We start from the raw sequence: 26,990 nt of genomic DNA on the forward strand, positions 1-26,990 counted from the left end.
GCGCCCGGCCTATGCTGGGGTATGACCCCTAGGCTGGAACTCGTGCAGGGCGACATCGCCGCGCAGCACACGGACGCGGTCGTGACGGCTGCCAACAAACAGCTCATGGGGGGCGGCGGCGTGGACGGTGTGATCCACCGCGCCGCCGGCCCCGAGCTCCTGAGCGCCATCCGGGCCATCGGGGGCACGCCGACGGGGACGGCCGTCATCACGCCCGCCTTCGGCCTGGAGCGCCGGGGCGTGCGGTTCGTCATTCACGCTGTAGGGCCCGTGTGGCGCGGTGGGGACCAGGGTGAGGCCGAGAAGCTCGCGGGCGCGTACTGCGAAAGTCTGCGCCTCGCCGCCGAGCACGGCTGCCGCACGGTGGCCTTTCCGGCGATCAGTACCGGGGTCTACGGCTACCCCGTCCAGAAAGCTGCGGAGGTTGCCCTGCGTGGCCTGCAAGAAGGCTTACGCCAGTGGCTGGACCTCACGGCGCGGGTAGTGCTCTACGACACACGGACCCTGCACGTCTTCGAGCGGGCATTAAAGACCCTGACCCCTGAATAGACCCACCCGAACGGCCGAAGAGGGAACGTGCTGGACGGGCTCCCCGAAGCAGGACGCATAAAGTTGACGGGCCCTGCATCCCGCGCTATGGTCTTCCTATCACCGTCCGAGAAGGGCGGATTTTTCGTTTTGGTTCTGTCGGGAAGGAGGATCGGGATAGGTCTGTACGGGCTGCTTGGTCCGGAGCATAGACTGGACATTCCCTGCATACCGGGCTATAGTTATTGACATCACCGCCCGAGAGGCGGATTTTTCGTTTTATCTTTTCCGCTTCGGCTTCCTAAGCTTCTGGGCGCTAGCCTTCAGGCATGACGGCTCCTGCCCCTCTCCCCCCCGACGCCGAGAAGGCCGAAACTCCGGCGGCGTCCCCCCGGCCCAGGCCGCAGCAGGAACGCTCGGTGCTGCCGGATGTGCTGCGCGGTGTGGCGCTGCTGGGCATCCTGGTCGTGAACATGCAGGACTTCGCGGGCTTCCGCGAGTGGCAGCAGACCGGGGGCGACCGAGCGGCGCAGGTGCTGACCGACGTGCTGTTCAACGGGCGTTTCATCTCCATCTTCGCCATGCTGTTCGGCTGGGGGGCGGCGGGGTTGCTGGCGCGGCAGGGCGCGGGCCTGTTCGTGCGCCGGCACCTCACGCTGCTGGCGGTCGGGTCGCTGCATTTTCTGCTCGTGTGGCACGGCGACATCATCTCCACCTACGCGGTGGTGGGACTGGTGCTGCTGGCCGCCCTGCGCCTTCGGACGCGCGCCCTGCTGGTTCTGAGTGGCGTGCTGGGGGCGTGGTGGCTTCTGGACGGCGTACTGACGGCGCTGGCGTTCGCCGCCCGGCCACAGGCTTATCCCCGCTTTTCGGGCCTGCCCTCGTTCGCGGAGGGCGGCGCCTATGCGGTGGTCGTTGCCGGGCGCGCGGCCGAATACTTGGGCGACCTGCTGGGGGGCGCGCTGTACAACGGCCCCTGGCTGGTCGCGTTGTTCTGTCTGGGCGCGGCGGCGGGGCGGTCGGGCCTGCTGCTGCGCCCCCAGGAGCATCTGCCGCTGCTGCGGCGCTTCGCGGCGGTCGGGGTCCCCCTGGGCCTCGTGCTGGGGGGTGTCCTGGCCTGGCTGAACACGCGCGGCGACTATGTCTCGGGATTGATCGCCATTCCGGTTCGCATGAGCGGCGGACTGGTCGGCGCCCTGGGCTATGTGGGCCTGATCGGGCTGCTTGCCGCGCGGGGGCGCCTGGGGCCACTGCGCCATTTCGCGGCCAGTGGCCGCACGGCCATGAGCAACTACCTGGCCCAGAGCCTCGTGATGACGACCGTGTTCTATCCCTATGCGGGGGCACAGTTCGGGCAGTGGGGCGCGGCGGCGGCGCTGGCCCTGGCACTCGGGTTCGGGCTGCTCCAGCTGCCGCTCAGTGCCCTGATGCTGCGCCGCTTCGGTACGGGCCCGGCCGAGTGGCTCGTGCGGCGCGTGGTGTACGGCGGCAGATAGCAGAAAAAGCCGGGCCACACAGGCTCCGGCTTCTTCTCTCAGAACTCAGCGGTTTTCTTCGTCGTCGAAATACTCGAAACGGAAGGTGCCGATCTCGACCGTGTCGCCCTCGCGTGCTCCGGCCCGTTTCAGGGCGTTGTAGAGGCCCTGGCGCTTGAAGACCACGCCCAGGTACTCGGAAGCGTCCTCCAGGTAACGCGAGAAGCGCACGATGCGCTCGGAAAAGCCGCCACCGTGGATCTCCCACACGCGCTCGGGCGCGCCTTCACCCTTGGGCTGGGCATCCTCGCGGAAGACGACCCGCAGGGCAGCGTCCACGACCTCGTCGGGTTCGATCTCCAGGGCGCTCTGCTGCGCCCACAGCTCGCGGTCAGGCAGCAGCTGAAAGACGGTCTCGCGCAGTTCGGGCAATCCCGTGCCCTCGCGCGCACTGACGCGCAGCACCGGCAGACCGTACTCGGCCAGCTCGTCCTCGACCATGGCGCTCAGGTCGCCGTCGACGAGCTCGACCTTGTTCAGGGCCACGAGGGCGACGTTGCCCAGCAGGCTGGGATCGTAGGCCTGCAACTCGGCCTGAAGCTGGCGCAGCTCCTCGACCGGGTCACGGGTCACGTCCAGCACGTACACCAGCAGGCGGGTCCGGCTGATGTGACGTAGGAATTCCAGGCCCAGGCCCTTGCCCTCGCTGGCCCCCTCGATGATGCCGGGGATGTCGGCCAGCGTGAAGCGCTCATTACGCGACACACCGTCCGCGTCGTGCCGCTCGACCACGCCCAGGATGGGCGAGAGGGTGGTGAAGGGGTAGTCGGCGATGGCGGGGTTGGCCCGCGAAAGTGCGGCGAGCAGGCTGCTCTTGCCCGCGTTGGGGTAGCCGACCAGGCCCACGTCGGCAATCAGGCGCAGTTCCAGGCGCACGCGGCGCTTCTGGCCGGGCACTCCGAGTTCCGCGAAGCGTGGGGCCTGGCGCGTGCTGCTGGCGAAAGTCGAGTTGCCGCGTCCGCCGGGGCCGCCGCGCGCGATGACCTTCTCCTGCCCGACCCGTACGAGGTCGGCGATGACCTTGCCGCTGTCCTCGTCGAAGGCGGTCGTGCCCACGGGCACCTCGATGACCACGTCCTCGCCGTCGCCGCCCTGGCGCAGCCGGCCCTCGCCGTAGTTGCCGTTGGGGGCCTTGAACTTGCGCCGGCCGACCAGACGCTCCAGCGACTCCACGCCCTCAATGGCGCGCAGCACGATGTCGCCGCCCTTGCCGCCGTGGCCGCCGTCGGGGCCGCCCTTTTCCATGTATTTGGCGCGGTGGAAGCTCATGGAGCCGTCGCCGCCGTTGCCGGCCGCCACCTCGATATTCAGTACGTCACGAAAAGCCATTGCCTTTCTCCTTTAGCTGCGCCTGCACGAAAAAGGCCGGGTGCCCGCAGGCCCCGGCCTCTTCCCGAACCCCCGCTGGGGGGTTCAGTCTGCAGCGATGTCGGTCTGGGGCGCTTCGATGCTGATGAAGCGGCCAGTGCGGCCACGGTTGGTGAACACGACCTTGCCCGCTTCCAGCGCGAACAGGGTGTGGTCACGGCCCATGCCCACGCCGGCGCCGGCCTTGAACTTGGTGCCGCGCTGGCGGACCAGGATGTTGCCGGCAAGCACGACTTCGCCGCCGAACTTCTTCACGCCCAGGTACTTGGGGTTGCTGTCACGTCCGTTCTTGGACGAACCTACGCCTTTCTTGTGTGCCATGTGGGTTCAATCCTCCCTTAGCCCTGGATGCCCAGGATCTTGATCGCGGTGAAGTCCTGGCGGTGGCCGGTGCGGCGGCGGTACTGGATGCCGCTCTTGTACTTGCGGATGTAGATCTTGGTACCGCGGCCGTGCTCGACGACTTCGGCCTGCACGGTGAACTTGCCGGCGTCTTCGCCGAAGACGGTCTGCTCGCCGCCGACGAACAGGGCCTGGAGGTCGAGCTTGTCGCCCGCTTCACCCTTGAGGCTCTCGACGCGGATGACGTCGCCTTCCTGCACGCGGTACTGCTTCCCGCCGGTCTGAATGATTGCAAACATCGTACTTCCTCCTGCTTGGCCGCCGCGCCTCTGGAACGCTGCCGGGCGGGGGCCGCTCGTACACCCGCGCCGGAGAAGGGGCGGGTCACCAACATCAGACTGTACCACATCTCCGGGGCACGCCAAAACCCCCGAACCGGACGCTGGTCTCCAACAACCTGGCCGGAACGGGGCGGGCAGCAAACGTGCGCGGGCTCCCCGGAGAGGGAAGAGGGCGGCCGTGTTGCGTGCATGTTCCCGTTCTGGCGACGTGTCCTCGCGGTACACGTGGACTCGCGTGGGCGAGCCGTTCCTGGAGACCTCCGGCGTGGCCCGGAGACCACGAATGACGGGAAGTATAGCAACTGCGGCCGGGGGCCGGCCTACAGCGTGTCGCGGAAGAACTGCACCGAGCGGCGCAGGGCCAGGCCCAGATTGCCGCTGAGGTTGTGGTCGTCGCCCTCGTAGCGGTAGGCGGTGAAGGGTTGCGCGGCGGCGCGCAGGTCCGCGGCGAGGGCCTGTTGAAAGGCGTAGGGCACGTCCTTGTCGGCGGTGCCGTGGTGCAGTTGCAGCGGCCGGCCGCGCAGGTCGCCCAGGTGGGCGTTTGGACTGAGCAGGCGTAGATACCGGCGGTTCAAGGGGTCCAGGGTGGGGCGCGGCGTGCCAGCCGGGCGGTTCCAGTCGGTCGCCAGCACGTCGTAACCCGCGACCACGCCCGCCCACAGCGAGGCGGCCTTGAGGCTGGGGTCCACCAGCATGGCCCGCAGCGACAGTTGCCCACCCATGCTGTGGCCCCACAGGCCCAGCCGCAGCGGATTCACACGCCGGTCTTTTTTGAGGCTGGCGGCGGCGTTGAGTACGTCCACGGTGTAGCCGGGGTCGTCGTAGCCACCCAGGGCCTCGCCCTGCGAGTCGCCGTGGCCGCGGTAGTCGCTCTTGAGGGTCACGAACCCGGCCCGCGCGAAGGCGTCCTGATAGGCCACGTAGCGCTCGGTGGTGCGGTACACGTCCGGCGGAATGTACCCGTGGTTGAACACGATGGCCGGCCAGCCCCCCTTGGGCGGCGTGCCGTTCGGAACCGTGAGCAGGGCATTGATCCACAGCCCTTCGGACTGGTAGCTCACGACCTGCCGGGAATAGTTCCCACCTGCCCTCAACGTCTGGCGCACGGTCAGGGCGCTGCCGGGATACTCGCGCGCCCGCAGCGCCTGAAGACTGGTGGGCTGGCGCGCGACGAAGGTGGTCAGGGCGGCGTCTGGGAGCTGTTCGGCCGGCCGGGGTCCGGGGGTGGCCTCGCCGGAGGGGGCCGGGTTACCCGGCGGGGCGGTGAGCCCGGGCAGCGCGAAGGGCAGACGCCCGGGCTGCGTGAGCGCCACGTACCCCGTCCCCAGCACGAGCAGGGTGAGCAGCCAGCCCAGCACGCGACCCACGGTTACAGGTTCGCCTTGAAGAAGGCCACCGAGCGCGCCAGCGCCGTATTCAGGTTGCGGCTGAGGTTGTGATTGTCGCCGGGGTACACGTAGCTCTGCACCGGCTTCCCGGCGGCTTTCAGGCGCGCAGCGAGCGAGGTATGGAAGGCGACCGGTACGTCCTCGTCGGCGGTGCCGATGTGCAACTGCACCGGACCGCCGAGGTCGCGCAGGTAGCTCGTCGCGCTGAGCTTGTTCCAGAACTCGGGGTTGGCCGTGGGGGTGCCGTATTTCGCGACGGCCGTCTTGCGCAGGTTCAGGACGCTGCGGGGAATGCTGGCCGGAGTGGGACTGCGCCACTCGTTCATGAGCTGGTCGTAGTCGCCGACCACGCCGGCCCAGATGACTCCGGCTTTGACGCTTCGGTCGAGCACCATCGCACGCAGGCTCAGGAAGCCTCCCATGCTGTGGCCCCACATGCCGATGCGCGCGGCGTTCACGCGGGGGTCTTTCTCCAGGCTGGTCAGTGCGTTCATCACGTCGTCGGTGTAGCCGGGCGCGTAGTAGCCGCCGAGGGCCTCACCCTGCGAGCTGCCGTGGCCCCGGTAGTCGCTCTTGAGGGTCACGAATCCCGCGCGGGCGAAGGCGTCCTGGTAGGCCACGTATCGCTCGGTGGTGCGGTACACGTTCGGCGGCACATACCCGTGGTTGAACACGACGGCCGGCCAGCCCCCCTTGGGCGGCGTGCCGTTTGGCACGGTGAGCAGGGCATTGATCCGCAGCCCTTCGGACTGGTACGACCCGCCGGGAGTAATTGCCACCTGCCCTCAACGTCTGGCGCACGGTCAGGGCGCTGCCGGCGGGGTAGGTCTTCTCGCGGGCGGCAGGGATGCTCATCTGTGCGGCGTCCACGCGGGCCAGGGCGGCGGCCGACTGCGCGGCGGCGGGGGTCAGGGCGCCCAGGCCAAGAAGGCCCAGGAGCGGCAGGAAGACAGGGCGCATGGGGCAGTCTAAGGGGGCTGCGCGGAGTGGTTAGTGGGCAAATTCGCCATCCTGGACGCAATTGGCGCCATGTGAGTGCACTAAGTCGGTGATGAAGCCCGCCTTGCATAAAGCGGACCAAGTGGCTATTCTGCCGTTCCAGCCCACAACGTCCGCTGAAGCGTGCCTCACGCTTCACACGGCAAGGCTTTTTTTACGGCGTCGATGTCCTCCGGCTTTGGCCGGCGTTCCGTTCAAGGAGTCCATATGAGAAGAGTCCAGACCCTCTCCGTCCTTGCCCTCACTGGTGCGCTCCTCAGTGCCTGCAGCACGACCGGCACCGTCTCCGGCGACACCACCAAGCCGGCCGTGAGCCTCAGCGCCACACCCACCACGCTCAGCGGCGCGGGTACGGTGTCGCTCGTCGCGACGGCCACCGACAACGTCGGCGTGAAGTCCGTGACCTTCTACCGCGGCGACACCAGGCTCGCCGAGGACACCACGTCGCCCTACGAGTACAGCGACAGCGTGAGCGCCACGAGCGGCACCCTGACCTACCGCGCCGTGGCGGTGGACGCCGCCGGCAATGCCAGCGACGCGGCGACGGCGACCGTGACCGTCACGGCTCCCTCGACCGGCACGCCTCCGACCGTGAGCGCCACCGTGACCCAGGCCACGCCGGGCCAGGTCGTGGTGACGGCCGATGCCAAGGACGATCAGGGCGTGACCAAGGTCGAGTTCTACGAGGGCGACAAGCTCCTCTCGACCTCCACCGCTTCGCCCTATACGGCGGCCGTGAGCTATACGGCGGCCCAGAACGGCAGCCACACGGTCACGGTCAAGGCCTACGACGCCCAGAACAACGTGGCGACGACCACCGTGACCTTCACCGTCGCGGTCCCGGTGCCGGCGAACGACGCCCCGCCCAGCGTGGCGCTCGCGAGCTCGAACACGCCCCTGAACCGCCCCGGCACCCTGACCTTCACGGCCGATGCCAAGGACGACCTCGGGATCGCGCGCGTCGAGTTCTATCTCGACGGCGCCCTGATCAACACGGCGGCGACGGCCCCCTACACCGCCAGCATTCAGCTCGCGCCGCTGGAAAACAGCACGCACACGGTCACGGTGCGCGCCTACGACACGAGCGGCCAGATGGCGACCGCCGCCCAGACCTTCACGGTCGGGGTGTTCGACGCGGCCAACGACAGCGTCGCCTCGGCCTTCGCGCTGAGCCTGGGCACTCCGCAGAACGGCACCATCGCCGGGCAGTCGCGCGACATGGACTACTTCAAGTACACGGCGACCGCCGGCGAGATGCTCAAGCTGACCGTCAAGAGCGTGAGCGTGAACCCCAGCAGCACCCTCGACCCCTACGTCATGATCCTGATGCCCGACGGCAAGACCGTGCTGGAAAAGGACGACGACGGCGGCGCGGGACTCGAGTCGGAAATCCGCTTCAACGCGCCGGTGTCCGGAACCTACACGGTGGTCGTGACGAGCTTCATCATTCATGACGACCCCAATGCCACCGACGACAAACCCACCAACACCTACCAGATCGCCCTGACGCGCCGCTGAGCTTTAAGGAGAACACAGCATGAAGAACACCCTGAAAACTGTCTCGCTGCTCAGTCTGGCCCTGGTTCTGGGGGCCTGCGGAAGCAGCCTGCCCAGCACCGGCACGACCAGCGGCGTGGTTGCGGGCGGCGTCAAGGCCACTGGCCTGAAGGCCAGCGCCGTCCCCGGCAAGTGGTTTGTGGAACTTGAGGGCGACCCCACCGAACTGAGTGCCCAGAGCGTCGGCAGCCAGCAGGCGAGCTTCCGCTCCCTGGCGGCGCAGCGCGGCATCACCTACCAGGAAGTCATGAGCTACCGCACGCTGTTCAACGGCTTCTCGGTCGAGGCCGACCAGGCCGAGATCGGCCGCATCTCGGAACTGCCGGGGGTCAAGGGGATCTACCCCGTACACCAGATTCCGGCGCCCGTCACCGAGACGGTGCCCATGTCGCAGCTCGACCAGATGCCCGACATGTACTACGCCAAGAGCATGACCGGCGCCGACGTCGCCCAGAACGAACTGGGGCTGACCGGCAAGGGCGTGAAGGTCGGCGTGATCGACACCGGGATCGACGTGGACCACCCGGCCTTCGCCGGGCGCATCACGTCGCAGTACGACTTCGTGGGTAACGCCTACACCGGCGCCAACACCCCCGTGCCTGGTCCCACCCAGGACGACTGCGCCGGTCACGGCACCCACGTCGCCGGGATCGTGGGCGGCAACGTGGCCGAGAGTGCCACGGCCAGGGGCTTCAAGGGCGTGGCGCCCGACGTGAGCTTCGGGGCCTACCGCGTGTTCGGCTGCTCCGGGTACACCCAGGAAGACATTATGGTCGCGGCGCTGGAGCGGGCCTACAGCGACGGCATGCAGGTCGTGAACCTCAGCATCGGGTCGGCCTTCGAGAACTGGGCCGAGACGCCTTCGGCCATCGTGGGCAGCCGCATGGTCAAGAAGGGCATGATCGTGGTCGCCTCGGCCGGCAACAGCGGCAGAAACGGCGTGTACAGCATGGGCGGCGTGACGATGGGCGACAACGTGATCTCGGTCGCCTCGGTGGACAACACCAAGATCGAGCTCCAGAGCTTCACGCTCTCCAACGGCAACAAGGTGGCCTACTACGAGGGCAGTGGGGTGCCGGTGGCCAAAGTCGGCACCACCCTCGCCATCACCAAGAAGCCCAGCAGCACGACCACGACCACCAACGACGGCTGCACCGTCTCGGGCGGGTTCGAGGCCAACAGCCTGACGGGCAAGGCCGTCTTGATCCGCCGCGGAACCTGCTCCTTCTACGAGAAGGCCAGCAACGCCCAGAAGGCCGGCGCCGCCGCCGTCATCCTGTACAACAACGCGGCCGGCTACATCAGCCCCTCGCTCGCCGGCACGCCCGCCGTGACCATTCCGGTCGTCTCGGTGTCGGACGTTGACGGAGCCAAGATCAGCGGTCTGATCGCCGGCGGCATCTCGATGACCTTCGACGGCGGCAAGGTTGGTATCGACAACCCCACCGGCAACACCCTCAGTGACTTCTCCTCCTACGGCGCCTCTGCCGAACTCGAGCAGAAGCCCGACATCGCCGCGCCGGGCGGCAGCATCATCAGCACCTATCCGCTGAGCGTCGGCGACCGCACCGGTTACGCGGTCCTGAGCGGCACCAGCATGGCTTCGCCGCATGTGGCGGGCGCGGCGGCCCTCATGCTCCAGGCCTTCCCCACGACCCAGGCCAAGGACATGCGCGGCCTGCTGATGAACAGCGCGACGCTGCGCTACTACCGCAACGCCGCCGGCACACTCTTCCCCGGTATTCCCGACTACGTGCAGCGCCAGGGCGCAGGCATGGTGGATATCGTGGGTGCGTACAACAACAAGGTCAAGGTGACGCCCAACAAACTGAGTCTGGGCGAGAGCGCCACCTTCGCCACGCGCAGCAAGGTGCTGGTGCTCAAGAACACCGGCTCGGCCGCGCAGAGCTACACCGTTTACAACTCGCCGGCCCTGACCATCGGTGGCACGACGCTCGCCCCTACCCCCAGCACGCAGACGGCCACCATGACCGTCAACGGCCAGAGCGCCGACACTGCTGCGGGCGTGAAGGTCACTGTGCCCGCGGGTGCCGAGGTCGAGCTCAACGTCCTGGTCACCCCCCCGGCGGGCGCGACCGACAAGTCGCAGTACGGCGGCACGGTATACATCGAGAACGCGGGATCGGGTCCTGATCTCGTGGTGCCCTACAGCGGCTTCAAGGGGGACTACCAGAGCATTCAGGTCCTGGGCAACGAGATCATCGGTGGCCAGACCTACAACTTCCCGGCGCTGTACGACGAGCGTGAGGACACCTTCTACCCGGAAGGCGCCGCCGTCACCACGCCCCCCGACTACACCTTCGCCCGCTACGCGGCCGACCCTGCCCAGCCGGCGGTGTTGTCCACCGATCAGCCGAGCCTGCTCGTCCAGCTTTCCCACCAGGCGCGCCGCCTCGATGTGGACCTGCTCGACGGCAACGGCAACCTGATCGAGACCATCCGCACCCAGGAATACCTGGGCCGTAACTGCAGCAACGACCTGAGCCTCCAGTCGGATACCTGCGACGTGTTCGGCCAATACGCCTGGGACGGCAAGCTCGCCAACGGCACCAACGCGGCCGACGGTTCCTACAAGCTGCGTGTGCGCGTGCTCAAGGCGCTGGGCGACGCGGCCAACCCCGCCGACACCGAGACCTACACCAGCCAGACCTTCACCGTCAAGCGCTGAGGCGTTCCCTGGTCTTCTGGCCCCCTGCCCCAGTGGCGTGGGGGCTTTTGCCATAGGGCGGCGGCCGGGGTGCCGCGGCGCGGCTTCTCAGGGCTCCGGCAGGGGCCGCGCCGGTTCGGCGTATACAGCCCGCGCCGGCACACCCAGGATCTCCAGTTCGGGATACCGCAGGGCGCTCAGCCTTCCGCCGAACGCGCAACCGGTATCCAGATTCAGCGTGCGGCCCAGCCAGCGGGGCGCGGCATGGGGCGTGTGGCCGTAGACCACCAGTGCCGCGCCGCCGTAACCGGCTGCCCAGTCGCGGCGTACCGGCAGCCCACACTCGTCGGTCGCGCCGTTCACGTCACCGTACAGTGAAAACCGCCGCGAGCGCGTGGAATCGCGCCCGTGATACTGCTCGGGCAGTCCGGCGTGCGCCGCGACGACGCGGCCCCCGTCGAGGACGAGGTGCGGGGGCAACGCCTCCAGAAAGTCGCGCACCTCGGCACGGAAGTCGGGACCCGCCTCCTCCAGTTCGGCCAGGGTGCTGCCCAGGCCGTGGGCCGGGCTGACCTTGCGGCCCTCCAGCGCGCGGGCGAGTTTCTCGTCGTGGTTGCCGCGGATACATAGAGTAGCCCCCGCACGTACCATCGCCAGGATCAGTCGCAGCGTGCCGGCGCTGTCGGGCCCCCGGTCGGTGAGGTCGCCCAGAAAGATAGCGGTGCGTCCCGGCGGCGGGGTCCAGAGCCCCGCACCGTCTTCCCGGTAGCCGAGCTGTCCGAGCAGGTCGCGCAGCTCGGGCAGACAGCCGTGCACATCCCCGATGAAGTCGAAAGGGCCGCGCAGGTCGCGGCGGTCGGGCGGCAGAGGCACACGCCGTAGGGTCGCTGCCGCCACCTCCTTGGGCGAGCGCAGAACATGAACCGGGCCGAAGCGTTCGGCGGCCAGGCGCGCCAGGGTACGGCGCAGCTCGGCCACCTGCGCGACGGCTGTGGTGGGGTCGGCCCCCCGCGCCTCCAGCAGGGGGCGCGGCAGGTCGAGAACCACGGCGGCGGTCCCGAGGTCATAGTCGCGCGCCAGGGCGACGAGGGGCGCGCGCAGGGCCGGCCGCGTGGCGTCAGTGTCGGCCACCACGAGCAGGCCACGGGCCAACCGGCCGCGCAGGGCTGTCACGAAGTCCGCCTCGTCGCCGAAGGCTGCGCGCGAGACGACCTCCTCCGGCGAGAAGTGCCGCGCCGCAAAGGTGCTCTGGCCCGCACGCGCCGCGCCGATCAGGACGACGAGCGAGGGATCGGGGACCGTCAGCTCAGGCATCCGGGTCCAGCGCGTGTCCCGGCAGTTCCAGCAGAGCCGCCGGGTAGCTGGCTCCGGCGAAGTACAGACCGTGGGGAGAGGCATTCGCCCCCGCCGCCGCCCGCACGCGGCCGTCCAGGATGGCGCTCACCGCCTCTCCGGGCAGTTTGCCCTGGCCCACCAGTAGCAGGGTGCCCACCAGCCCGCGCACCATGTGGCGTAGGAAGCTCTCGCCCTCCACACGCACCTCCCAGACCCCGGCCGGGCCGGGGAGGACCGCCAGGGCGCGCAGTTCACGGACCGTCTGGCGGTCCTCCCGTGTGGCGAAGGCGGCGAAGTCGTGCCGGCCCAGCAGCGCGGCGGCGGCGCGGTTCATGGCTCCGGCGTCCAGCGGTCCCGGCACGTGCAGCGCGCGGCCATGCCACAGGGCGCTGCGCTGCGCGCCGATCCATAGCCTGTAGACGTAGCGTCTCCCCGTACAGGCAAAGCGTGCGTGAAAGCCGGGTGCGGCCGGGCACGCCTCCTGCACCGAGATGCTGGCGGGCAGCTGGGCGTTCAGGGCGCGGGCGAGGCGACCGGGGGGAAGGCGCCAGTCCTGCGGCACGTCCCAGTGCAGCGGCATCGCCTCGGCGTGGACGCCGGCGTCGGTACGCCCGGCAGCGACGGGCCGCGCGGCTCCCTCACCGCCCAGGGCCAAGAGCGCCGTATGCAGCGTCTCCTGCACGCTGGGGGCGTTGTGCTGGGCCTGCCAGCCGGCGTAGTCGCGGCCGTCCCACTCGGCGCTCAGGCGCAGGCGCGTGAAGCCTTCCGGCGGCGCGTACAGGCGCGGCCCTGTGCCGGTCCCGGCCGGATCAGAAAAGGGGGCGGCGTCGGGCACCGGCCCAGGCTAGAGCATTTGCCGCGGGGCGGCGAGGACGGCTCCGGCGGGGTTCGTCTTCACATCCTCTGAAGACAACGTGAGCGTATGCTCAATGTCCATGTCATCACGGTTTCTGTCTGTGCTGCTTCTGCTGGCGCTGAGCGTCCCCGCGCAGGCGGCCACCTCCTACCGGGTCCGTTCCGGCGACACGCTGACTGGCATCGCCACGCGCGCGGGGGTGGGACTGGCGCAGCTGCGCGCCGCCAACCCGCAGGTGCGCCGCGACGTGGTGCAGGTCGGCCGCGTCGTCAAGATTCCCAACCGCCGGCTGGCGGCTACGCGCTACCGCGTGCAGGCCGGAGAAAACCTGACCGTGGTGGCCCGCAAACACGGCCTGAGCCTGAGCCAGCTGCTGCGCGCCAACCCGCGCCTGCGCGCCGGGCGCCCGGTGCAGGTCGGTGCGGCCGTGACCATTCCGGGCCGGGTGGTCGCCGCGCGGCTGGGCACGGCGGGCGCCCCGGCCGTGGCCGCGCGCCGCGCCCCGACCCCGCGCGCCACCCTGCGCACCGCCTCGACGGGCCGCCAGATCGTGAACGAGGGCCGCTGGGTGTGGCCGCTGGAGAGCCACCGGCGCGTGACGAGCGGCTACGGCGAGCGCACGCTCGAGGGCGATCAGGAGATGCACTACGGCGTGGACATCGCCGCGCCCATCGGCACACCGGTGCTGGCCGCGCGCTCGGGCCGGGTGCTCGAATCGCGCAACGACGCCGCGCGCGGCTGGGGCTGGACGGTCGTGCTGGAGCACCCGGACGGCTGGATCACCCGCTACGCGCACCTGAGCGTGAATCTGGTCCGGGCCGGGCAACTTGTCCAGGCGGGCCAGCTCGTCGGGCGGGTCGGCAACAGTGGGCGCAGTACGGGCGCGCACCTGCACTACGGCACCTACCTCCGCTGGAATCCCAGCGACCCGCTGGCCCTCTACCGTGGCCGGGACTGAGGGCGCGGCCCGCGCCCAGCCGGCCTCGCAGGTGTGGTACGTCGAGGCCCGGGACGCGGGGGCACGGGACCGGCTTGGCCTCTTTCTGGACACCCTGCCGGCACAGCCGGGGTTTCTGGGCGCCGAACTGCTCCTGAGCCCCGCGCAGCCGGACCTCGCCCTGGTGGCGAGCCGCTGGGCTGCCGGGCCGCCCCTCCTGGCCCTGCCGGAAGGCGCGCGGGCCTGGGTTTTCGAGGTCCTGGCGGCGCGGTAGGCCGCCGGGCGCGGCCCATCCCCGGCGCGTTCAGATGTCCGGCACGTAGCTGGCCACCTCGCCCAGCAGGTCGCGGGCGGTGAGGTCAAGCCGCACCGGGGTCACGCTGATCCACCCCGCGTGGACGGCGCCGTAGTCGGTGCCCAGGTCGGCCGCGTCGGGCGCGGTGCTGACCCCGGCGACCCAGTGGTAGTCGCGGCCCTCGGGGTCCTGGCGGGTCAGGAGACTGTCTTTCCAGTGGTGTTCGCCCAGGCGGGTCACGCGCACGCCGGCCGCCTCGCCGTGCGGAAAGTTGACGTTCAGCAGCACGCGCGGCGGCAGGCCCTCCTGCAGCACCCGCCGGGCGAGCCGCGCCGCGTAGGCCGCCGACGCCCCGAAGGTGTACTCGCCGCCGGGGCTGCCCTGCTGGCTCAGGGCCAGGGCGGGCACACCCATCGCCAGTCCCTCGATGGCGGCGGCGACCGTGCCCGAGTGCGTCAGGTCGTCGCCCAGGTTCAGGCCCAGGTTGATGCCGCTGACCACGAGGTCAGGCTGCCCCAGCAGGTGCACGCCCAGCACCACGCAGTCGGCCGGGGTGCCGTCCACCCGGTAGGCGGGCAGGTCGCCGAAACCCGCGGCCGCCGTGTGCTTGAAGCGCAGGGGCCGCCGAATGGTGATGCCGTGGCCTACCGCCGACTGCTCGACGTCGGGGGCCACGACCACCACGTCGGCCACCTCGGCGAGCGCGAGGGCCAGGGCACGGATGCCGGGCGAGAAGATGCCGTCGTCGTTGACGACGAGGATGGCGGGGCGCTTGGCGGTCATGGACAGAGGGTAGCGGGGCAGGCGCGGCAGGGAAGCGGGACCAGGGGCCGGGCCAACCGTGCCGGCCGTCTCTTGCCCTGCCCCCCGCCGCCGCGCCATACTCGCGGGGCCGCAGGTGCGGCGTCCCCAGCCTCCGGGCTGCCGAGAGACGCCCCTGACGATAACCGGAAGAGCAGAGAGGGGAGGGACGGGCCGCCGCTGCGGGGGCCGGTCTGCCCCCGCCCCGGTTGTCACGGCACTTCTCACGACGAGGTGCACGACATGTCCAGCCCATCCCTTTCCCCGCCCCGCTCAGCATTCCAGGCCTATGTGGCCGAGTGGCTGCGCAACCCGCGCGGCGACGTGCTGTCGGGCATCCTGGTCGCGCTGGCCCTGATCCCGGAGGCCATCGCCTTTTCCATCATCGCGGGGGTGGACCCGCAGGTCGGCCTCTACGCCTCGTTCATCATCGCCATGGTGATCGCCTTCGTCGGCGGCCGCCCGGCCATGATCAGCGCGGCCACGGGCGCGATGGCCCTCGTCATGACCGGGCTGGTGCGCGACCACGGCCTCCAGTACCTCTTCGCGGCGACCATCCTCACGGGCGTGCTGCAACTCGCGTTCGGCTGGGCGGGGCTGGCGCGCTACCTCAAGTTCGTGCCGCGCCCGGTCATGACGGGCTTTGTCAACGCGCTCGCCATCCTGATCTTCCTGGCGCAGCTGCCGCAGTTTGCGGGCGAGGGCTGGCAGATGTACGCGCTGCTCGCTCTCGCCCTGGCGATCATCTACCTGCTGCCGCGCGTGTTCCGGGCGGTGCCCAGTCCGCTGGTCGCCATCGTGGTCGTGTCGCTGGTGGCCGTGTTCGCGCACGCCGACGTGCGCACGGTGGGCGACATGGGCCGCCTGCCCAGCACCCTGCCGCTCCTCAGCCTCCCGCAGGTGCCCCTGACGCTGGAGACGCTCGGCACCATCTTTCCGGTCGCGTTGACCCTCTCGCTCGTCGGACTCCTCGAGAGCCTGCTGACGGCGCAACTCGTCGACGAGCGCACCGACACCACGAGCGACAAGAACACCGAGTCGCGGGGGCAGGGTATCGCCAACGTCGTCACGGGCTTTTTTGGTGGAATGGCGGGCTGCGCCATGATCGGCCAGAGCATGATCAATGTGAGCAGCGGCGGGCGTGGGCGGCTCTCGACCTTCGTGGCCGGGGTCTTTCTGCTGCTGCTCATCCTGGTCATGCAGCCCCTCCTGGTTCAGATTCCGATGGCCGCGCTCGTCGCCGTGATGATCATGGTCAGCGTGGGCACCTTCGACTGGAACAGCCTGCGCACCCTGACCCGCGTGCCGCGCGGCGAGACGCTGGTCATGCTCGCCACCGTGGCCGTCACGGTCGTTACCCACGATCTCTCCAAGGGCGTGCTCGTGGGTGTGGTCCTCAGCGCCCTGCTGTTCGCGCGGCAGGTCTCGCAGCTCTCCAGCGTGTCGTACGGCGACGCCCCGGACGGCACCCGCACCTATCACGTCAATGGGCAGCTCTTTTTCGTCAGCACGCACGACTTCGTGCGGAGCTTCGACCTGACTGATCCGGCCGCTCCGGCCGTGCAGCGGGTCGTGATCGACATGACCGGCGCCCACCTGTGGGACGGCTCGGCGGTCGCGGCCCTGGACAAGGTGCGGGCACGCTTCGCGGCGCGCGGCCTGCCGCCGGAGGTGGTCGGCCTGAACGCGGCCTCCGAGACGCTGATCGACCGGCTCACGGCAGGCGGCCCGGCGGGCGGTCACTAGGGCCGTCCGTCAAACGGCCCAGAACCGCATAACGAGACTGGCCCCGATCACACGATCGGGGCCAGGCCTGGAGTTGCTGCAAGGGTGCTTCGTCAGGCCCGCCCCCACGGAGATGGACCCTTCGTCCTAGGCGACCCGTGACATGTGGTCGCCCGGAGCCGTTTCTCAGCGCAGCGAGGTGGCCTTCAGGCCGTTGCGCCTAATGATGTCCTTGAGGAGCTGGAGTTCCGCCTTCGTCTCGGGCGTTGCGCCCAGAGCCGCCGGGTGCAGTCCCTGTGCGCCCAGGGTGTCCGTCCCCGCGTAGGTCTTGCCGATGGGGTAGACCTGCTCTTCACCGGGGAGCGGCAGCGCTCCGCAGACGTTGAACTTCTGGGCCGGCATGGTCCCGTCCAGGAAGTACCGGGCGACCTGAAGGTCCACGCAGTCCGTGCCGTAGGGGAAGGCGGTGTGCTGGGCCTCGTCGTCCACGAACAGCATCTTGGCCGAGGGGAAGGCCTTCAGGGCCGCCAGGGCGCCCTCGGCCGGGGTGGCGGGGTCGTACTCGTTTTGCAGCAGCAGGATGGGCGGCAGGTTCGCCGGCACCTCGGGGCGGCTGGCCGTGGGCGCCGGCCAGTAGATCGCGCTCGTCTCCGTGTAGCTTCCGCCGATGAGCGGGTGGGCCTTGGCTTCCTGGTTGCCGAACTCGATCCACTTCTGGGGGTCTTTCTCCCAGGCGGTGTCGTTGTTCAGGATGGCGTTGAACACGGCGCTGCCGTAGCTCAGCTCGACCTGGGCGGGCAACTCGTTGACGATGGCCAGGTAGGTGTCCACCATCGTCAGGGCTTCTTGCTGCGCGGCGGCGTCCAGGTCGGGCAGGCCGGAGTAGGTCTGCTTGGCCACGAGGTCGGCCAGCGCGGCGTTGTCCTTGACCTCGGGGTTGGCCTTCACCACGGCCGCGAAGCCGCGCGCCGCCACGAGTTGCAGCGAGATATTGGGAATGCTCTGGTTGGAGTACAGGTTCTGGATGATGTTCGCGCCGCTGTACTGCTGGAGGGTGAATTTCAGGGCGCCGGGGAAGGCGTTGTAGACGGCGTATACGTCGGTGGCCGTCTTGCCCAGGCCGAAGACGTCGTCGTGGCGGGCGGCGTAGGCCAGGGCCACCTCACGGAAGGCGCGCTCGAAGCCCATCGGTTGAAGGTTGAACGAGTCCTGGAACGTGCCCGCAAAGGCCGTGTTGCCGTCGAGCAGCAGGCGGCCTGTGGATTCCGGGAAGCGCCGGGCGTACCACGACCCCAGCCAGGTGCCGTAGGAATACCCAACGTAGTTGAGTTTCGCGTCGCCCATGAGCTGGCGGGCGAGGTTCAGGTCGCGCGCGGTCTGGTCGGTGTTGATGTAGGGGGTGATGGGGTTTTTCAGGCAGCTCTGGGCGGCGAGGCGGGCGTTACGCAGCATCGCGCCGATGTTCTTCTCGCTGCGGTCCTCGGAGGGGTACTGCTCGGGCGAGGCCAGTTCGTTGGAGCCGCAGGTGTAGCGCGAGCTCTGGCCCGTGCCGCGCGGCGAGAAGCCCACGAGGTCGTAGCCGTCGGCCAGGGCCTTGAGGGCCTGGCCTGCCGGGGTCTTCGTGTCGGCCTGATTCCACAGGTAGCCGTAGATGGCCCCGAAGAGCAGGCCGTCGCCGCCGGGGCCGCCGGGGTTGAAGAAGATGGCGCCCTTACGCGCGGCGGTGTCGGCGGCCTTCACGCGCAGCATCGAAAAGCTCATGGTGCCCCGGTCGGGCCGGTTCCAGTCGAGGGGCACCTGCACGTCGGCGCACTGGATGCGCGAGCCGACTGCCCTAATCACCTGCTGGTAGGGCACGAGGGTGGGATCGCAGGTGGTCCAGTTGAGCTGCTGGCCGGTGAACGACGCCAGAGGGTCTTCCGGCGTGGGCTCGGGGGTGGGCATCGTCGAGCAGGCGCCGAGAAGCAGGAGGCCGCTCAGTAGGGGCAGGGTCGTGAGGGTACGCTTCATTGCAACCGGACCATAGCACCGCCCCTGACTTCGTGCGGGAAGAAATGAGGACGGGACAAGAAGCGGGCGCCGGCCACCCCGGACAGTCTTCATGTGCCGCCTTGACCTCGAATGGCAGCAGTCGGCCCTGGCCTCTCAGATGGAAAGGCCAGGGCAGATTTTCCTGCTACGCCGGGCGCAGACGCCGCAACAGCCCGAAGGTCGGTCCCCCCAGCGCGGCGACGAGGGCCGCGCCGATCAGGGCGAGGAGCAGCGCGGCGCGCAGGCCCCAGTGGTCGGCCGCGAACCCGATGATGGGCGGCCCCAGCAGGAAGCCCGCGTACCCGATGGTGGCGACCCGCGCGATCCCGCGCCCGGCCAGCGCGTGCCCGGCGACCCCGTACATCACCGGGACCACGTTGCTCAGGCCCAGGCCCGCCAGCGCGAAGCCTGCTCCGGCCAGCACCGGGTCGCGCGCGAGCAGCACGAGCGCCATGCCGGCGGCGGTGAGCAGCGAGCCGCCCCGCACGATGAGTTCCTCGCCCAGCCGCGCGCGCAGCCGGTCCCCGAACCAGCGCCCCAGCGTCATGGCCGTCACGAAGGCCGCGTAGCCCCAGCCGGTACTCGCCGCGCCCAGCACGTCGCGGAAGTACAGCGCGGCCCAGTCGTAGTTGGCCCCCTCGGCGAACATGCCCAGCGCGCACAGCCCGCCCAGCAGCAGTGTGGCCGTGCCCAGTGCGGACGGCGTGGCCGCCGGGTTGCCGGCCTGTTTCTCTGGGGCGTCGTCCGGGTGCGCGGCAGCGTCGGGCAGCATAAGCCGGCCGACGATCAGCGCGGTCAGGGTGGTCAGGGCCACCACCGTCAGCACGTGCGCCAGCATGGGTACGCGCCCCAGCAGCGCCGTACCCACCAGCGCCCCGACCACGCCGCCCAGACTGAAATAGGCGTGCAGCCGGCTGATGATCGGGCGGCCCAGCCGTTTCTCGACGGTGACCCCCTGCGCGTTCATGGCCACGTCCAGGCAGCCGTTCAGCGCGCCGAGCAGCGCCAGGGACAGCGCCAGCGTGATCAGCGACGGCATGAAGAAGGGCACGGCCAGCGACAGCATGGTCAGCACCGCTGCGACCGCCGTCACCCGGTCGCTGCCCCAGCGCGCCGTCCAGCCGCCGGTAAAGGGCATGGTGGTCAGGCTGCCCAGCCCGAAGGCCAGCAGCGCCGTACCGATCTGGCCCTGCGACAGTTCCAGCCCGTCGCGCACGCCCGGAATGTTCACTGCCCAGGTGGCGAACAGCGCCCCGTTGATCAGAAAGACGGTGCTCACGGCCAGCCGGGCACGCTCGGCCCCCGGCGCGGCGGAGGTGGGGGACAGGGTGACGGGCTGACTCATGGCGAGACCTCGGGGCAGGGGAGAGGGCGGCGGGACGAATGCCCGACTTAATCGTTTCAGATTACTGAGCGGTACGCTAACATGCGTCCATGTCTTCTGCCAAGTCGCCGGCCGGGCGCGTGACCCTGCGCGACCTCGCCCGCACCCTGGGCGTGTCGGTGGCGACCGTCAGCAACGCCTACAACCGCCCCGACCAGCTCTCGCCCGAACTGCGGGAGCGCGTGCTGCAGGTAGCGCGCGAGCTGGGTTACGCCGGCCCCGACCCCCTGGCGCGCAGCCTGCGCCGGGGCCGCAGCGGGGTGATCGGCGTGGTGTACGACGCGCCGCTGGACTACGCCTTCGCCGATCCGGCGGCCGCGATCTTTCTGGGGAGCCTCGCGCGGGTCATTCAGCAGGGCGGCCTGAACCTGCTGCTGCTCGCCTGCGCGCAGGACGCCGCCCCGGTGCGCGGCGCGGGCGTGGACGGGTTCGTGGTGTACTGCGCAGCCGAGGGCAGCGAGCTGCTGGGTGCCGTGCTGGAGCGCGGTCTGCCGACCGTGCTGGTCGACCAGCAGTCGCAGCCCCAGGCTGCGCGGGTGGGGATTGATGACGTGGGCGGAGCGCGGGCGGCGGCGGCCCACCTGGAGGCGCACGGGCACCGCCACATCGGGGTGTTGTGCCTGGAACTCGGTCCCGATCCCCGGGCGGGCGAGGTGAACGCCGACCGCGAGGCCCAGCTCGCGTACTACACGACGGCCGAGCGGCTGCGCGGTTACCGCCAGGGCGCGCCCGGCGCCGCGCTGTACCTCGCTGAGACCGAGCAGAACACCCGCGAGGGCGGCGAAGCCCAGGCGGCGGCGCTGCTGCGCGCCCACCCCGAGATCACGGCGCTGCTGTGTATGAGTGACGTGCTGGCCCAGGGCGCCCTGCGCGCCGCCGAGGGCCTGAAGCTGGCGGTACCCGGCGACCTGAGCGTGGTCGGTTACGACGACCTGCCCGGCAGCGCCGCGCTCGACCTCACGACCGTCTGGCAGCCCACCGCCGACAAGGGCGAGGGCGTGGGGCGCGCGCTGCTGGCCCTGCTGGCCGGCGAGGAAACGGCGGACGTGTCCCTCCCCACCCGCCTGAGCGTGCGCGGAAGTGTGGGACCGGCGCCTGTGCAGGCCGCTGCCCTGAGCGACTGAAACGGCCCCCTGCGTTCCTGCGCCGCGCTACCCTGGACCCATGAAACTGCTGGTGGTGGGCGGAGCGGGGTATATCGGGTCGCATACGGTGCGGCAACTGAGGGCGGCGGGACACGAGGCCGTGGTGCTGGACAACCTCAGCAGTGGGCACGCCGAGGCGCTGCCGGAAGACGTGACCCTGGTGCAGGCCGACCTGCTCGACCCGGAGGCCGTCAAGGCGGCCCTGAACGCGCACCAGCCCGACGCCGTGATCCACTTCGCGGCGCTGATCGAGGTGGGCGAAAGTATGCGCGCGCCGGGGCGCTACTACCGCAACAACGTGGTAGGTAGCCTGAATCTCCTCCAGGCCATCGTGGAGACGCGCAAGATCCCGCTTGTATTCTCCTCGACGGCGGCCGTGTACGGCACCACCGACGCCGTGCCGATTCCCGAAGACGCGGAGATGCAGCCTGAGAGCGTGTACGGCGACACCAAGCTCATGACCGAGCGCATGATCCACGCCTTTCACGTGGCGCACGGCCTGCCCTACACGGTGCTGCGCTACTTCAACGTGTGCGGGGCCTCGCCGTCCGGCGACATCGGCGAGGCGCACCCCAGCCAGACCCACCTCATCGAACTGGCGTGCATGACGGCGCTCGGGCAGCGCGAGAAGATGATGATCTTCGGCGACGACTACCCCACCCCCGACGGCACCTGCGTCCGCGACTACGTGCATGTGCAGGACCTCGCCGACGCGCACGTGTTGGCCGTGGAGGCGCTGCACAAGGGGCAGCACGCGGCCGCGACCTACAACGTGGGCCTGGGCCACGGCTTCTCGGTGCGCGAGGTGCTGGACGCCGTGGACCGCGTGGTCGGTACGCCCCTGACGCGCGAACTCGCGCCGCGCCGTGCGGGCGACCCGCCCCGCCTCGTCGCCGACGCCTCGCGCATCGTGGCCGACCTGGGGTTCGCGCCGCAGTTCACCGACCTCGACGAGATCGTGCAGACCGCCTGGGACTGGCACAAGGGCCACCCGCACGGCTTCAAGAGGTAAGTGGGGCTGTTTGCCGGCCCCAGGCCTCGCTCCAGAGTCTGTCCTACCCCCCCGTTCCCGGCGCTCGCCTGACCCAGAAGCGCATCGGCTTGGGGGTCTCCTCGCCGCCCGGCGTACCCACATCCGGCCAGCTCATCTCGGTCTGGAGGTCGGGGCACTCGGTGTAGCCGCGCGCGCGCCAGAAGGCGTCGAGCGGCCGGTAGTCGGCGGGCCGGGACGGGTGGTCCTGCGGACGCTGCACGGCGCAGAAGGCCGTGACCGGTAGACCCAGGGCGCGGGCGTGCGCCTCGCGCAGGTCGAAGAACCGGTGGCCCGCGCCCTGACCCCGGTACTCGGGCAGGAGGACGCTCTCGCCCAGATATAGCACCTCACTTGGCCGGAACTCGCCGCTCTCCTCGAAGGGCCGGCGGACCTCGGGGGTCTCGTGCACCAGCGGCAGGGCGGTGCTCGCACCCACCACCCGTCCGGCGTCGCGCGCCAGGGCCACGAAGGCGCCGGGCGCGGCAACGTAGGTGCGCAGGTAGCGTTCCTCGTAGGCGGGGTCGCCCCCGTACAGGTACGGAAAAGCGCGGAAGACCTCGCTGCGCAGCCGCGCGAGGTCGGGCAGGGCGGCGGCCAGCGTGTCCCCGGTCGCGGCCGTGATCTCCAGCGGCCCGGCCACCGGTCTCAGCCTCCGACCTGCCGGGTCCAGTCGGCCAAGTTGTAGTAGTTCGTCACCCGGGCGATCAGACCGCCGCGAATCTCGAAGAAGGCGCCGACCGGCAGCACGTAGCGCTGGCCCGCCGCCTCGGGCAGGCCGGCGTCGGTGCGCAGGTATTCGCCGTGAATGACGAATTCGGCCGCCGCACGCTCGCCGCTGGGCGCCGCCATCACCACGAGGTCACGTGCCTGTTCGCGGTAGTGGGCGTCCATCTTGTCCAGAAAGGCGGCGAAGGCGGCCCTGCCGGTCTGGGTCTCGCCCTCGTTGACGTCGTGGCGCACGTCGTCGGTGAGCAGGGCCAGCATCCCGGCGCTGTCACCAGCGTTGAAGGCGGCGTAGTACCGCGTGATCAGGTCCGGCGTTGAGGTCGTCACCGCGTCAGCATAGGGGCTACGCTCCGGGATTGAGGGAGCAGAGATTGGGGGCATTTCAGAACATTTTCCCCCCTGGATTTGCTCTGTCCAGAACTTGTTAGGAGATTCGTCGCTCAACAAAGCAAAGGACTGGAAAAAGGACGTTCTCACCCACCTGCATTTGCTCCTGAAACGTTTTCGCGGCAGACTGTGACTCAAGCAGAATTTCTATCTTCTGCACAGCTCAGACATGACTTTGCGGCGGCCCCCGGCGATGTCCGGCCGGACCGCCTTTCAACGAACTTTTTCAAAGAACTGGCCCCACCGAGAACTTGGCGACGAAGGAGTCCCGCTGTGAATCCCATGCGTTACATCATTACCCGGTCATGCCTGCAAGAAGGCAGCATGCGCCTGCTGAAGTACAACGAAGCCCTGTTTCCGGCCAGTGGTCCGGCGACCTTCGTGGATGACCGGGGCGAGGAATACGCCGTGCAGATCGACCGCGATCAGCTGCGCGTGCTGGGCCTGGGACGGCTGTTTCACCGCCACAACCTCGGCGTGAACGACGTGATGATCGTGACGGCGCTGGAAGCCGGCCGCTACGCCGTCGAGACGGTCGTCAAGCCCTATGCCCAGGCCCCCGCGCCCCAGCGTGAGGCGGCTGCCTCCGCGTCGCCCGAGACCCGCCGCGTGGTCGTGTCTAGCACCCCCCACGTCCGGGAGGTTCGTACCCAGCAGGTGCCGGGCGCCCAGGCGGCTCCGGCCGCGGCCGCCCCCCAGACCCAGCCGGCGCCCGCCGCTGCTCATACCCCCGCGGCGCAGCCGGTGTCTGCTCCGGCGGCCTCCGCTCAGGACCGGTCTGCTCCGGCGCCCGCGTCCGGCGCCCCGGCCGAGGCGGCGCGTCCCGAGAAGCGCGGCGCGCCCGTGGCCGTTCAGCCGCCGGCGCCGGATGCGGGCCGCGCGGTGGCCGCGCCCGTGGCCCTGGGCGACAGCGACGAGGACCACGTCTCGGAATTCGCGCGCCTGAGCGGCTACCGCCTGGAATTCCCAGCGCCGGGCCTGATGCGCCTGAAGGCCGATCTGGGGCCGCAGTACGGCTATTCCGTGCTGCTCGCCACGAGTGAGGCGGCGGCCCGGCAGACCGAGTGGACGGCCGGCAGCGACGACCACCACCTGCTGCTGTGCGCCGAGACGCAGCGCCCGGCCGGATACAGCCGCCTGACCCGCGAGGCCCTGGGCGCCCTGAGCGAGCACGCCCGCTTGGCTCCCCTGAGCCCGGTGGACCTGCGCGGCTACTGGCGCGCCGGCGACGTGGACCTGGACAGCGCCGCCAGCGTGGCCGAACTGGTCAGTGCGCACCTCGCGCAGCGCGGCACCTTCAGCTTCGTTCTTCTGACCCTGGCGCAGCAGCCCGCGCACAGCGTGGTCAGCGTGCCGCGCCTCGCCGAGCGCCTGGGCAGCGGCGTGAACACGGCCGAGCTGAACACGGTCCTCGACACCCTCACCCGCGCGCCCTTCCTGGCCCTGACCCCGCTGCCGGGCGGCCAGTACCTGCTGCGGACCGGCGTAGGCGACCTCCTCGGCGACCTCGCCGACTATGCCCAGGGCGTGCGCCGCCGCGTGCGGACCCCCGCAGGCGCCGGACAGGTGACGGTCTAACCCCCACAACCCCACGACGCTTCCACTCGCGCCGGGCGGCCTTCTCTAGACTGCCCTGGTGCCTACTGCTGTCCGTCCCACCCCGCCGCTCCCGGGCCTTACCGTGCGGCGCGCCGCGTTGCTCGGCTGGTTCGCGCGGGCGGGCCGGGCAACACTGCCATGGCGGCTGGGTGAAGCGGGAGCCCGCGATCCCTACCGGGTCTGGGTCGCCGAGATCCTGTTGCAGCAGACGCAGGTCGTACGTGGTCTGGAGTATTACGGCCGTTTTCTGAACGCCTTTCCGACTGTGGAGGCGCTGGCCGCCGCCCCCGAGGCCGACGTGCTCAAGGCCTGGGAGGGGTGCGGCTACTACGCCCGCGCCCGCAACCTGCGCCGCGCGGCCGGCGTGATAGTGCAGGAAGGTTTTCCGCAGGACTACGCCGGCTGGCTGGCGCTGCCCGGTGTGGGGCCGTATACGGCGGCGGCCGTGTCCAGCTTGGCCTACGGTGAGGCCCGCGCGGTTAACGACGGCAACGTGCGCCGAGTCCTGGCCCGCCTGTACGCCGAGGCAGTCCCCACCGACGCCTGGGTGCAGGCCCGCGCCGACGAACTGCTCGACTCCGCGCGCCCCGGCGACTGGAACGAGGCCGTCATGGACCTGGGAGCGACCGTGTGCACCCCGAAGGCGCCGCGCTGCTCCGAGTGCCCGTGGCGCGACTTCTGCGCCGCCTTCGCCTCGGGTACGCCGACCGCGTTTCCGGTTCCCAAAGTGCGCGCCGCCGTGCGCGAGGTGCGGGCGGTCGCCGTGATCGCCGGTGACCTGCGCGAAGCTGTGCTCGAGCGCCGCGAAGGTGCGCTGCTGGGCGGCCTGAGCGGCCTGCCGACCGAGGAACTGGCGGCCGCAGAGGCGCCGGCCGCCGGGCTGGCGCGCCTGTGCGCGCGGCTGGGCGCCGTGCCGGGCGCACACCTCGGCACCGTCGTCCACGCCATGACCCACCGCCGGGTCATTCTGGAGGTCTACGCCGCGCAGTCGGACGCCGCGCGCACGCCGGTCGCGCGGGCGGCCCTCTCGCGGCTGGACCACAAGGCGCTGGCGCTGCTCGCGCCGTGGCAGGCCGGCCTGTTCGGGCCGGAGTAGGGGCCTGGCCGCCGGCGGGACGGGGAGTTTTCCACCTTTAGGCGCACGTCCCGGCCTGCCGCGCGCGGTACACTCGGGCGCGTATGGTCAGGACGCCCCTCAAAACTGCGCTGCGGACCGCGCAGAAGACCCGCACGGCGGCGCGCGGCGCCCTGCTGTGGGGGTACGAGCAGCGGCTGGCGCGCGAGGTCCGCGCGCACGGTCGCCTGCCCCGGCACCTGGGACTGATTCTCGACGGCAACCGCCGTTTTGCCCGCGCCGCCGGGATGCAGCGCGAACTGGGACACACCATCGGGGCCGACAAGGCGCACGAGGTCTTGCAGTGGTGTCTGGAACTGGGCATTCCCGCCGCGACCATCTGGGTGCTCTCGACCGACAACGCCGGGCGCAACTCCGAGGAACTCGCGCACATCCTCTCGCTGCTGGAAAAAGAGGCGCGCAATCTCGCCACCGACCCGCGCATCCATGCCAACCGGGTGCGGGTGCGGGCCATCGGGCAGCACAGCGCTTTTCCGCCGAACGTGCTGGCCGCCCTGGAAGACCTGGAGCAGAAAACGGCCCACTACGACGGTATGCGCCTGAACATCGCCGTCGGCTACGGCGGCCGCGAGGAGATCGTGGACGCGGTCAAAGAGCACCTGCGCGAGCAGCAGTCGGCCGGGCTCACGCTCACGCAGGCGGCCGATACCCTGACCCCCGAGCACATCAGCGCGCATCTCTACGCCGCCGACATTCCCGATCCCGACTTCATCATCCGCACCAGCGGCGAGATCCGGCTCTCGGGCTTCATGCTGTGGCAGAGCGTCTATAGCGAATACTACTTCTGCGACGTGTACTGGCCCGGGTTCCGGCGCGTGGATTTCCTGCGGGCCCTGCGCGACTTCCAGGGCCGCGACCGCCGTTTCGGCAAGTAG

The 26,990-nt window shown here is 70.1% G+C and carries 23 protein-coding genes and 1 pseudogene; 12 read left to right on the forward strand and 12 right to left on the reverse strand.

Going from position 1 to position 26,990, the window contains the following annotated elements; genetic code table 11:
• Positions 1–21: 21 nt before the first annotated feature.
• The gene (locus tag ASF71_RS14235; RefSeq protein ID WP_056301426.1) at positions 22–549 is read left to right on the forward strand and encodes a macro domain-containing protein; all 528 of its coding nucleotides are present in this window, start codon (positions 22–24) and stop codon (positions 547–549) included.
• A 308-nt stretch (positions 550–857) separates the two neighbouring features.
• Positions 858–2,024, forward strand: a complete 1,167-nt coding sequence (locus tag ASF71_RS14240) for a DUF418 domain-containing protein (protein ID WP_056301428.1) — start codon at positions 858–860, stop codon at positions 2,022–2,024.
• A 45-nt stretch (positions 2,025–2,069) separates the two neighbouring features.
• On the opposite strand, the gene obgE is transcribed toward ASF71_RS14240, so the two are convergent.
• The 5 genes and pseudogenes from obgE to ASF71_RS14265 all read right to left on the reverse strand — a co-directional run bounded on the left by obgE (position 2,070) and on the right by ASF71_RS14265 (position 6,462).
• Complete coding sequence (obgE, locus tag ASF71_RS14245; RefSeq protein WP_056301430.1) at positions 2,070–3,392, reverse strand: GTPase ObgE; 1,323 nt, start codon at positions 3,390–3,392, stop codon at positions 2,070–2,072.
• 84 nt (positions 3,393–3,476) lie between these two features.
• Complete coding sequence (gene rpmA, locus ASF71_RS14250) at positions 3,477–3,752, reverse strand: 50S ribosomal protein L27 (protein ID WP_056301432.1); 276 nt, start codon at positions 3,750–3,752, stop codon at positions 3,477–3,479.
• Between the two features lie 17 nt (positions 3,753–3,769).
• Positions 3,770–4,072 carry a 50S ribosomal protein L21 gene (gene rplU, locus ASF71_RS14255; RefSeq protein WP_056301434.1) on the reverse strand — a complete coding sequence of 101 codons (303 nt, stop codon included), beginning with the start codon at positions 4,070–4,072 and terminating at the stop codon, positions 3,770–3,772.
• 362 nt (positions 4,073–4,434) lie between these two features.
• Complete coding sequence (locus ASF71_RS14260; RefSeq protein WP_056301436.1) at positions 4,435–5,481, reverse strand: S9 family peptidase; 1,047 nt, start codon at positions 5,479–5,481, stop codon at positions 4,435–4,437.
• A 2-nt stretch (positions 5,482–5,483) separates the two neighbouring features.
• A pseudogene (locus ASF71_RS14265) lies at positions 5,484–6,462 on the reverse strand (alpha/beta hydrolase family protein).
• 246 nt (positions 6,463–6,708) lie between these two features.
• On the opposite strand from ASF71_RS14265, the gene ASF71_RS14270 reads away from it, so the two are divergent.
• Positions 6,709–8,019: an Ig-like domain-containing protein gene (locus tag ASF71_RS14270; RefSeq protein ID WP_056301439.1), complete on the forward strand. Its 1,311-nt coding sequence runs from the start codon at positions 6,709–6,711 to the stop codon at positions 8,017–8,019.
• A 19-nt stretch (positions 8,020–8,038) separates the two neighbouring features.
• Positions 8,039–10,747 carry a S8 family serine peptidase gene (locus ASF71_RS14275; RefSeq protein ID WP_056301441.1) on the forward strand — a complete coding sequence of 903 codons (2,709 nt, stop codon included), beginning with the start codon at positions 8,039–8,041 and terminating at the stop codon, positions 10,745–10,747.
• An 87-nt stretch (positions 10,748–10,834) separates the two neighbouring features.
• Here ASF71_RS14275 and ASF71_RS14280 read toward each other — a convergent pair whose 3' ends face one another.
• Positions 10,835–12,040 carry a metallophosphoesterase gene (locus ASF71_RS14280; RefSeq protein WP_056301443.1) on the reverse strand — a complete coding sequence of 402 codons (1,206 nt, stop codon included), beginning with the start codon at positions 12,038–12,040 and terminating at the stop codon, positions 10,835–10,837.
• A complete protein-coding gene (gene truA / locus ASF71_RS14285) occupies positions 12,033–12,896 on the reverse strand; it encodes a tRNA pseudouridine(38-40) synthase TruA (RefSeq protein ID WP_056301444.1) in 864 nt (287 codons plus the stop codon). Before truA ends, ASF71_RS14280 begins: the two co-directional genes overlap by 8 nt.
• 100 nt (positions 12,897–12,996) lie before the next feature.
• On the opposite strand from truA, the gene ASF71_RS14290 reads away from it, so the two are divergent.
• Entirely contained in the window at positions 12,997–13,875 is an 879-nt protein-coding gene (locus tag ASF71_RS14290; protein ID WP_082506039.1) for a M23 family metallopeptidase, read from the forward strand.
• A complete protein-coding gene (locus tag ASF71_RS14295) occupies positions 13,862–14,128 on the forward strand; it encodes a hypothetical protein (RefSeq protein WP_235514475.1) in 267 nt (88 codons plus the stop codon). Before ASF71_RS14290 ends, ASF71_RS14295 begins: the two co-directional genes overlap by 14 nt.
• 30 nt (positions 14,129–14,158) lie before the next feature.
• On the opposite strand, the gene surE is transcribed toward ASF71_RS14295, so the two are convergent.
• Positions 14,159–14,932, reverse strand: a complete 774-nt coding sequence (surE, locus tag ASF71_RS14300) for a 5'/3'-nucleotidase SurE (protein WP_056301701.1) — start codon at positions 14,930–14,932, stop codon at positions 14,159–14,161.
• 261 nt (positions 14,933–15,193) lie between these two features.
• On the opposite strand from surE, the gene ASF71_RS14305 reads away from it, so the two are divergent.
• Entirely contained in the window at positions 15,194–16,696 is a 1,503-nt protein-coding gene (locus ASF71_RS14305; protein ID WP_056301447.1) for a SulP family inorganic anion transporter, read from the forward strand.
• Between the two features lie 165 nt (positions 16,697–16,861).
• Here ASF71_RS14305 and ASF71_RS14310 read toward each other — a convergent pair whose 3' ends face one another.
• Together ASF71_RS14310 and ASF71_RS14315 are read right to left on the reverse strand one after the other, a co-directional pair.
• Positions 16,862–18,685 (reverse strand): alpha/beta hydrolase, encoded by a 1,824-nt coding sequence (locus ASF71_RS14310; protein WP_235514476.1) that lies wholly within the window; start codon positions 18,683–18,685, stop codon positions 16,862–16,864.
• A gap of 166 nt (positions 18,686–18,851) precedes the next feature.
• Entirely contained in the window at positions 18,852–20,051 is a 1,200-nt protein-coding gene (locus ASF71_RS14315) for an MFS transporter (protein ID WP_056301449.1), read from the reverse strand.
• Positions 20,052–20,140: 89 nt separating this feature from the next.
• On the opposite strand from ASF71_RS14315, the gene ASF71_RS14320 reads away from it, so the two are divergent.
• Positions 20,141–21,214 (forward strand): substrate-binding domain-containing protein, encoded by a 1,074-nt coding sequence (locus ASF71_RS14320; RefSeq protein WP_056301451.1) that lies wholly within the window; start codon positions 20,141–20,143, stop codon positions 21,212–21,214.
• Between the two features lie 40 nt (positions 21,215–21,254).
• Positions 21,255–22,247, forward strand: a complete 993-nt coding sequence (galE, locus tag ASF71_RS14325; protein ID WP_056301453.1) for a UDP-glucose 4-epimerase GalE — start codon at positions 21,255–21,257, stop codon at positions 22,245–22,247.
• 43 nt (positions 22,248–22,290) lie between these two features.
• Here galE and ASF71_RS14330 read toward each other — a convergent pair whose 3' ends face one another.
• Positions 22,291–22,908: a GNAT family N-acetyltransferase gene (locus ASF71_RS14330; protein WP_082506040.1), complete on the reverse strand. Its 618-nt coding sequence runs from the start codon at positions 22,906–22,908 to the stop codon at positions 22,291–22,293.
• 5 nt (positions 22,909–22,913) lie between these two features.
• Positions 22,914–23,321 (reverse strand): ketosteroid isomerase-related protein, encoded by a 408-nt coding sequence (locus tag ASF71_RS14335; protein ID WP_235514478.1) that lies wholly within the window; start codon positions 23,319–23,321, stop codon positions 22,914–22,916.
• Positions 23,322–23,663: 342 nt separating this feature from the next.
• Here ASF71_RS14335 and ASF71_RS14340 point away from each other — a divergent pair, with 342 nt between their 5' ends.
• The 3 genes from ASF71_RS14340 (at position 23,664) to ASF71_RS14350 (ending at position 26,990) form a co-directional block, all read left to right on the forward strand.
• The gene (locus ASF71_RS14340) at positions 23,664–24,959 is read left to right on the forward strand and encodes a hypothetical protein (protein ID WP_056301457.1); all 1,296 of its coding nucleotides are present in this window, start codon (positions 23,664–23,666) and stop codon (positions 24,957–24,959) included.
• 58 nt (positions 24,960–25,017) lie between these two features.
• The gene (gene mutY, locus ASF71_RS14345) at positions 25,018–26,076 is read left to right on the forward strand and encodes an A/G-specific adenine glycosylase (RefSeq protein WP_056301459.1); all 1,059 of its coding nucleotides are present in this window, start codon (positions 25,018–25,020) and stop codon (positions 26,074–26,076) included.
• 83 nt (positions 26,077–26,159) lie between these two features.
• On the forward strand, positions 26,160–26,990 hold the full coding sequence (locus ASF71_RS14350; protein WP_056301461.1) for an isoprenyl transferase: 831 nt from the start codon (positions 26,160–26,162) through the stop codon (positions 26,988–26,990).

The organism is Deinococcus sp. Leaf326 (assembly GCF_001424185.1).
Taxonomy (GTDB): Bacteria; Deinococcota; Deinococci; order Deinococcales; family Deinococcaceae; genus Deinococcus.